This window comes from Brevundimonas sp. (genome assembly GCF_036399195.1).
In the GTDB taxonomy this organism is placed as follows: domain Bacteria; phylum Pseudomonadota; class Alphaproteobacteria; order Caulobacterales; family Caulobacteraceae; genus Brevundimonas.
Genome location: NZ_DASWNO010000191.1, coordinates 1 through 6,420, shown reverse-complemented (window position 1 = coordinate 6,420; position 6,420 = coordinate 1). Strand labels below are relative to the sequence as shown.

Annotated in this window: 8 protein-coding genes; 6 read left to right on the top strand and 2 right to left on the bottom strand. The window is 71.3% G+C overall.

What is annotated here, in order from left to right:
* Both VGB60_RS08885 and VGB60_RS08880 read left to right on the top strand, forming a co-directional pair.
* Positions 1-219, top strand: a 219-nt coding sequence (locus tag VGB60_RS08885) for an aminomethyltransferase beta-barrel domain-containing protein (RefSeq protein WP_331037909.1), incomplete at its 5' end; no start/stop codon positions are given.
* Complete coding sequence (locus VGB60_RS08880; protein ID WP_331037908.1) at positions 212-787, top strand: hemerythrin domain-containing protein; 576 nt, start codon at positions 212-214, stop codon at positions 785-787. The genes VGB60_RS08885 and VGB60_RS08880, both read left to right, overlap by 8 nt.
* Here VGB60_RS08880 and VGB60_RS08875 read toward each other — a convergent pair.
* A complete protein-coding gene (locus VGB60_RS08875; protein WP_331037907.1) occupies positions 784-1,620 on the bottom strand; it encodes a thioesterase family protein in 837 nt (278 codons plus the stop codon). The two genes, VGB60_RS08880 and VGB60_RS08875, sit on opposite strands and share 4 nt — an antisense overlap.
* Before the next feature lie 175 nt (positions 1,621-1,795).
* On the opposite strand from VGB60_RS08875, the gene VGB60_RS08870 reads away from it, so the two are divergent.
* The 4 genes from VGB60_RS08870 (at position 1,796) to VGB60_RS08855 (ending at position 5,314) form a co-directional block, all read left to right on the top strand.
* Complete coding sequence (locus VGB60_RS08870; RefSeq protein ID WP_331037906.1) at positions 1,796-2,299, top strand: helix-turn-helix domain-containing protein; 504 nt, start codon at positions 1,796-1,798, stop codon at positions 2,297-2,299.
* A gap of 3 nt (positions 2,300-2,302) precedes the next feature.
* Entirely contained in the window at positions 2,303-3,052 is a 750-nt protein-coding gene (locus tag VGB60_RS08865; protein ID WP_331037905.1) for a glutathione S-transferase family protein, read from the top strand.
* 77 nt (positions 3,053-3,129) lie between these two features.
* The gene (locus VGB60_RS08860; RefSeq protein ID WP_331037904.1) at positions 3,130-4,311 is read left to right on the top strand and encodes an acetyl-CoA C-acyltransferase; all 1,182 of its coding nucleotides are present in this window, start codon (positions 3,130-3,132) and stop codon (positions 4,309-4,311) included.
* Between the two features lie 58 nt (positions 4,312-4,369).
* Complete coding sequence (locus VGB60_RS08855; protein WP_331037903.1) at positions 4,370-5,314, top strand: alpha/beta hydrolase; 945 nt, start codon at positions 4,370-4,372, stop codon at positions 5,312-5,314.
* A 4-nt stretch (positions 5,315-5,318) separates the two neighbouring features.
* Here the strand turns inward: VGB60_RS08855 and VGB60_RS08850 are convergent, their stop codons facing one another.
* Positions 5,319-5,678, bottom strand: a complete 360-nt coding sequence (locus VGB60_RS08850) for a hypothetical protein (protein ID WP_331037902.1) — start codon at positions 5,676-5,678, stop codon at positions 5,319-5,321.
* Between the last annotated feature and the right edge of the window lie 742 nt (positions 5,679-6,420).

Sequence of the window (6,420 nt, the reverse complement as noted above, 5' to 3'; positions counted from 1 at the left end):
GCCGCCGCCGCCAAAGGCGCGTCGGTCCTGGCGCGGGTCCGTTCGACGCGTCCGCCCTCTCCCGCCCGTCTGGCGCTGATCGACGGCGCCGTGTCGGTGATCTTCGACGCCGGCGAAGAAGGCGTGGCTCCCGGTCAGGCCTGCGCCCTCTACGATCCCGCGGATCCCGACCGCCTGCTGGGGGGCGGTTTCATCCAGACCACCGCCGCCATTGCCTGACACGGGCAACGGGCCGACGGCGCTCGCCACGCGCTCCGGACTGCCGGCCGAGTTCCAGTATCTGCTGCCGCAGTTTCCGCGCGATCGTTGGACTGCAGCGTCGCTGGATCAGACCGCGGCCTTCTGGCTGCAGATGCACGGCGGCTTCCGCTCGCATCAGACACATATGGGCGCCTTGATCGGGCAATGGCGCGCGGGCGGGGAGCTGTCGGCCCTGCACCGGCAGCTGATCCCGGCGCTCCAGTCCTTCCTGCAGCACCTCGACGGTCACCACCGCGTCGAGAGCGGGCACTATTTCCCGATGATGCGGTCCGTCGAGCCGCGCATCGGCGCCGGTCTCGACCTTTTGGACCGCGACCACGACGCTATTCACGAGGTTCTCGAGAGCCTGTTCCAGACCGCCCTGGGCTTCCACCGCGCCGTAACCGCGAACCCCGCGGAGGCGCGGGATCACGCGGCGCGGCTGTCGGACGCCATCGAGGCCGCCGGGCCGCCGCTGTTGCGGCATCTGGACGACGAGGAGGACATCGTCATCCCCCTGATCCAGCTGCGCGGCCTGCCCTCCTAGGTCCGGCTCGGCATCAGCTTGCGGCGTTGGCGGACCAGCGCCAGCGGGCGCCCGTCCGGGGCGTAGGCCGCGCCGTCCTCCACCGCCCAACCGCCGCCCACGTCACGGCTCTCGAAGTGGAAATAGGCCCAGCCGTCGGGCGATACGCCCTCCAGCGGCGCCAAGATGTCCGCGCGCAGATCGACGCTGGCGGAAATGGTCGGCGGCGCCGGCAGGGCGGTGAAATAGGTCGGATACAGGCCGTCCAGCAGGAACAGCAGCCGCGCCTCGTCCAGTGGGGCGCCGTCGCTCGTGCGCATCCAGCATCCGAGCTCGGGCGTGCGGCCGGCGTTTTCGCCGAACAGCCTTGGCCCGGCGACGAAGCGGTGGTCGATATATTGTGTGAACCACGGGCCGAAGCCGGTATCGAGCGGCGTCGGCTCCAGCTCCTCCACCGGGCGCGGCGAGGCCTTGAGCGGCGTGATGACGGGGCCCGGCACGTCCCTTCCGAAGGTGCCGAGGGCATGAATGGCGGGCCGGTCCCCTTGCCCGCCGATGACCGAGGCGTAGGCGACGTTGCGGCCGCCGCGGTTCATCACCGGATGGAAGGTCGCGTCCTCGAAACGCGCGGCGGCCAGATACTGAACCGTGAGCGACTGCAGCGGCGTCTCCACACCCAACCCCTGCCGCATGGTCCCGGCCGCCAGCGCCGCCATCAGGCCTCCGAACGGGGCGCCCCGCTCCTGCGGCGCGGATTGCGGCGCGTTGGAGAAGCCGCCGGTCAGCCTCGCGACCAGACCGCCCTCGGCGTCCGGGGTCAGCGTCAGGGCCTCGGCCAGGGTCTGCTGCGTCATGTACGGGGACTATCGTGAAGAAAAGACGGGCGGAAGGGGGAGGCCTTCCGCCCGAGTCGAGGGATCAGGATATGCGCGGCTGACCGCCCACGTCCGTAGCCAAACAAGACTGACCTAGTCCGTTCGGATTGGCAACCCTCTTGCCAAACGCCTGACGCAGGGTCACTTTCCCTGCATGGGACGCACCGCCGACTATTCACGCCAGAGCTGCTCGATCGCCGCGACGCTGGAGGTCATCGGCGATCCGTGGACGCTGCTGGTCATCCGCGACGCCTTCAACGGCGTCAGCCGTTTCGAGCAGTGGCAGGAGCGGCTGGGCGTGGCCCGCAACGTTCTGGCCGCCCGGCTGAAGACGCTAGTCCAGCACGGCGTGCTGGAACCGCACCTGTATTCCGAACGCCCGCCCCGCAACGAGTACCGGCTGACGGCCAAGGGCAAGGACCTGTACGGCGTGCTGGTCACGCTGCACGCTTGGGGCGCCCGCCACGTCTATGGCGAGGCGGACTCGGGTTTCGCCATGCTGCACAAGGGCTGCGGGCACGATCTGGCCCCGCGGATCGCCTGCGGCCATTGCAACGAGATCGTCAAGCCGCGCGACATCACCCTGGTCCACGCCGCGGACTGCCCCACCGTCGGCGACGTGATGCCGCGTCAGACGGTGGGCGAGGAAGCGGCCTGAGCCATGGCCGCCGTCACCCTGATCGGCAGCCCGGTCTCGCCGTATGTGCGCAAGGTGCTGGCCGCGTGCGCCGTCAAGGGGATCGAGGTCGAGCTGGACCCCATCTCGCCGATGTACGGCAATGACGATTTCGAGCGGCTCAGCCCGCTGCGGCGCGTTCCGGTCTGGGTCGAGGGCGACCTGACGCTGTGCGACTCCAGCGTCATCGTCCAGTACATCGAGGAGACCCGGCCCGGCCCGTCGCTATGGCCCGCCGATCCGGCCCGGCGGGCGAAGGCGCGCTGGCTCGAGGAGTTCGCCGACACCCGCCTGTTCGACGTGCTGGGCTGGCGGCTGTTCTTCCAGATCGCGCTCAAGCCGCGGTTCTTCGGGACCGAGACCGACGCAGAGGTGGTGCGCAAGGCGCGCGACGTCGAGCTGCCGATGATCCTGGACTATCTCGAGAGCCAGACGCCCGAGACCGGCTTCCTGTTCGGTGAACTGTCGCTGGCCGACCTCAGCGTCGCGCCCGCCTTCGTCAACGCCGGCGCGGTTCAGGTGCACGTCGACCCCGCCCGCTGGCCACGCGTGTCGGCCTGGCTGGAGCGCATGGAGAGCGAGACCCCCCTCGGTCCGCTGAACACCCTGGCCCGCGCGCTCATGCGGACCCCTCTGGCCGCCCATCGCGACAGTCTGCCCGAGTTCGGCCTCGCCGCCGCCGCCGTCAGCCTCGGCGGCCAGACGCCACGCGCCGGTCCCATGACGCCGCTCTAGCTGAGCCGCTTGCGCAACGCGCGCAACGGGCTCATTTCACCCTCGATTTTCCCGAACCTCTCCCCAGGGTCTTCTCCATGTCCGATCCCGTCGTCATCGTCTCCTTCGCCCGCACGCCCATGGGCGGCTTCATGGGCGCCCTGTCCGGGGTCAAGGCCACCGAGTTGGGCGCCACCGCGGTCAGGGCCGCCGTCGAGCGCGCCGGCGTCGCCGCCGACAAGGTCGAGCAGATCTACATGGGCTGCGTTCTGCCCGCCGGTCTGGGACAGGCGCCGGCGCGCCAGGCCGCGATCGGAGCCGGGCTTGGCCAGCATGTCGAGGCGACCACGGTCAACAAGATGTGCGGCTCGGGCCTCCAGGCGGTGATGATGGCCTCCGACGCCCTCGCCGCTGGTTCCGCCGACGTCATCGTCGCGGGCGGCATGGAGTCGATGACCGGCGCCCCCTACCTGATGAACAAGCATCGCGGCGGGGCCCGCATCGGCCACGACGTCATCGTCGACAGCATGTACATGGACGGGCTGGAAGACGCCTACTCGCCCGGCAAGCTGATGGGCAATTTCGCCGAGGATTCGGCCCGCTCCTACCAGTTCACCCGCGAGGCTCAGGACGGTTACGCCATCGAAAGCCTGACCCGGGCGCGCGCCGCCATCGCCTCGGGCGCCTTCGCCGCCGAGATCACCCCGGTCGAGGTCACCAGCCGCAAGGGCGTCGAGATCGTCAGCGAGGACGAGCAGCCGGCCAAGGCGATGCCGGAGAAGATCCCGAACCTGAAGCCCGCGTTCTCGAAGGACGGCACCATCACCGCCGCCAACGCCTCCTCGATCTCTGACGGCGCAGCGGCTCTGGTCATGACGCGCGAGAGCGTCGCCAACGCCATGGGCCTGCCGATCGTCGCGCGGATCGTCAGCCACGCCGCGCATGCCCACGACCCGGCGCTGTTCACCACCGCGCCCGTGCCTGCGATGCGGAAGGCGCTGAAGAAGGCCGGCTGGTCCGTCGAGGACGTCGATCTGTGGGAGATCAACGAAGCCTTCGCCGTCGTCGCCATGATCGCCATGCAGGAGCTGGGCATCGACCACGCCAAGCTGAACGTGAACGGCGGCGCGACGGCCCTCGGCCATCCCATCGGCGCTTCGGGCGCGCGGGTCCTGACCACCCTGCTGTCGGCGCTGCAGGCGCGGGGCGGCAAGAAGGGCATGGCCAGCCTGTGCATCGGCGGCGGCGAAGCCGTGGCGATGGCGGTCGAACTGGTCTGATGCCCCGGCGGTCGGGCGCGTGACCCTGAACCGGAGAGACGCGCTCGGGCTTGCAGCGATGGCGGCGGCTCCTGCCGTGGGGCTGCGGACGGCGTCGCCCGACGTCGCGCCGCCTGATCCCGTCGAGGCCATCCGGCTGTGGCCCGGCGCGGCCCCCGGGGGAGAGCGGGTCACGGTAACCCCGCGTGTGGTCGAGCGCTCGACCGATCCGGCGTTCCGCGACCGCTTCGCCCAGTACACCACCGAGCCGATCCTCACCGTGCTGCGGCCGCAGCGCCCGAACGGCGCCTCCCTGCTGCTGATCCCCGGCGGCGGGTACAAGTGGGTGGTGGTGGACAAGGAGGGGCTGGATTGCGCCCGGGTGTTCGCCGAGGCGGGCGTCACCTGTTTCGTACTGCGCTACCGCCTGCCGGGCGACGGCTGGGCCGCGGGCGCCGACGCGCCGCTGCAGGACGCCCAGCGGGCGATGCGGCTAATCCGGGGCCGCGCGGCGTCGGAGGGTCTTGATCCCCGACGCGTCGCGGTGCTGGGAGCTTCGGCGGGCGGACATCTCGCCGGGCTGCTGACAGCGCGACCCGGCGACAGCATCTACGAGCCGGTCGATGACACCGATCATCAGTCGGCGCAGCCTGACCTGACGATCCTGCTCTATCCCGTCGCGACCATGGCCGATCCGTTCGTCCACGCCGGATCCCGGCGCGAACTGCTGGGACCGTCGCAGACGCCTGAGGCGATCCGGCGGTATTCTCTGGAGCAGATGGACTGGGTCGGCTCCCCGCCGACCTTCCTGCTGCACGCGGTCGACGACGAGGCCGTGCCGGTCGAGAACAGCCTCGGCCTGCTTTCGGCCCTTCGCGCGGCCCGAGTTCCGGTAGAAACGCACCTGTTCGAAGAAGGCGGCCACGGCTTCGGGGTGCGGCTGATCGCCGGCAAGCCGGCGGCGGTCTGGCCCCGGCTGGTGCTGGAGTGGGCGGCGCGGCATGGGTGGCCCGCGCGGACCTGATCGGTCAGCGGATATCGACGGACTGGGCGATCTGCTCGGCCAGGGCCCGGTCGGCGCCGTCGAGGCTCATGGTCCAGACATGGACCTCGCGCGGCGCATCGGCGCGCTGGAACAGGTGCTCCTTGGCGTGCCGGACGCCGTCCTCGGTGGCGACGACCGAGTTGCGCCCCGCGGCCTCGACCATCTCGCCGCTGTAGATCGGAAACTGCGAGGCGGGTCCGGCGTAGACCATGACGAACGAGCGCTCGCCCCGCCGGATCGTATAGATGCGGAAGTCCGGGCCGGGGCGGCCGGTGACGATCTCGAACCCAGCCGGCAGGGTGACGGAGAACGGCAGGGCCGCGCGGGCCGTCGCGTCCAACACGGTGACCGCCGGGACCGACGGCGGCGGCGGCGGCGTGGCGGGCGCCGGCGCGGGAACCGCTGAAAGCGGCGCCGCGCTGGGCGGAGCGGGGGTAGCTGGAGCTGTGATCGGGGGAGCCGGGGCCGCACGCGCAGGCGCCGGCGCGGCGGAGGACGCGGGCGGGGCGGAGGACGCGGGCGGGGCGCCGGCAGGCCGAGCAACGACCGGAGGCGGCGAAGCGGCGGAGGCCGGAGCAGACGGCGGCTGACCCGCCGCTGGACGGACGTTGGGCGATGCTGCGGCGGGAGTGGGCGCGGTCGTAGGAGCGGGCGCGGGCGCGATATAGGCGGCGGGCGCGGGCGGGCCGCTGTTCAGGTCGCGGGTGAGCGTGCTCGACGGCGGCGGCGTCTGGGCCGCTGGGGGCGCCGACTGGGCCTGCGCCGCTCCGGCGAGGGCGACGGCGGCGGCGGTAACCAGGTGTACTTTCATGGCTCTGACCTTCGCGCCTCAGCCCGCGAACGGCAAGGCCCTCAGCGCGTAGGCGACGACCGCCGTGACCGCCGCCGCGACGACTGCCAGCCCGACGAACCAGGCCAGACGCCGCCACAAGGGCCCTGCGCCCTCGCCCGGCTCGGGCGGCGGAACGGGTTCAATGATGATAGCCGCTCTCCTCGTCGACCTTGCCCCGGAACACCCAGTAGACCCAGACGGTGTAGGCCAGGATCAGGGGCAGGATCACCGCCGTCCCGGCCAGCATCAGACC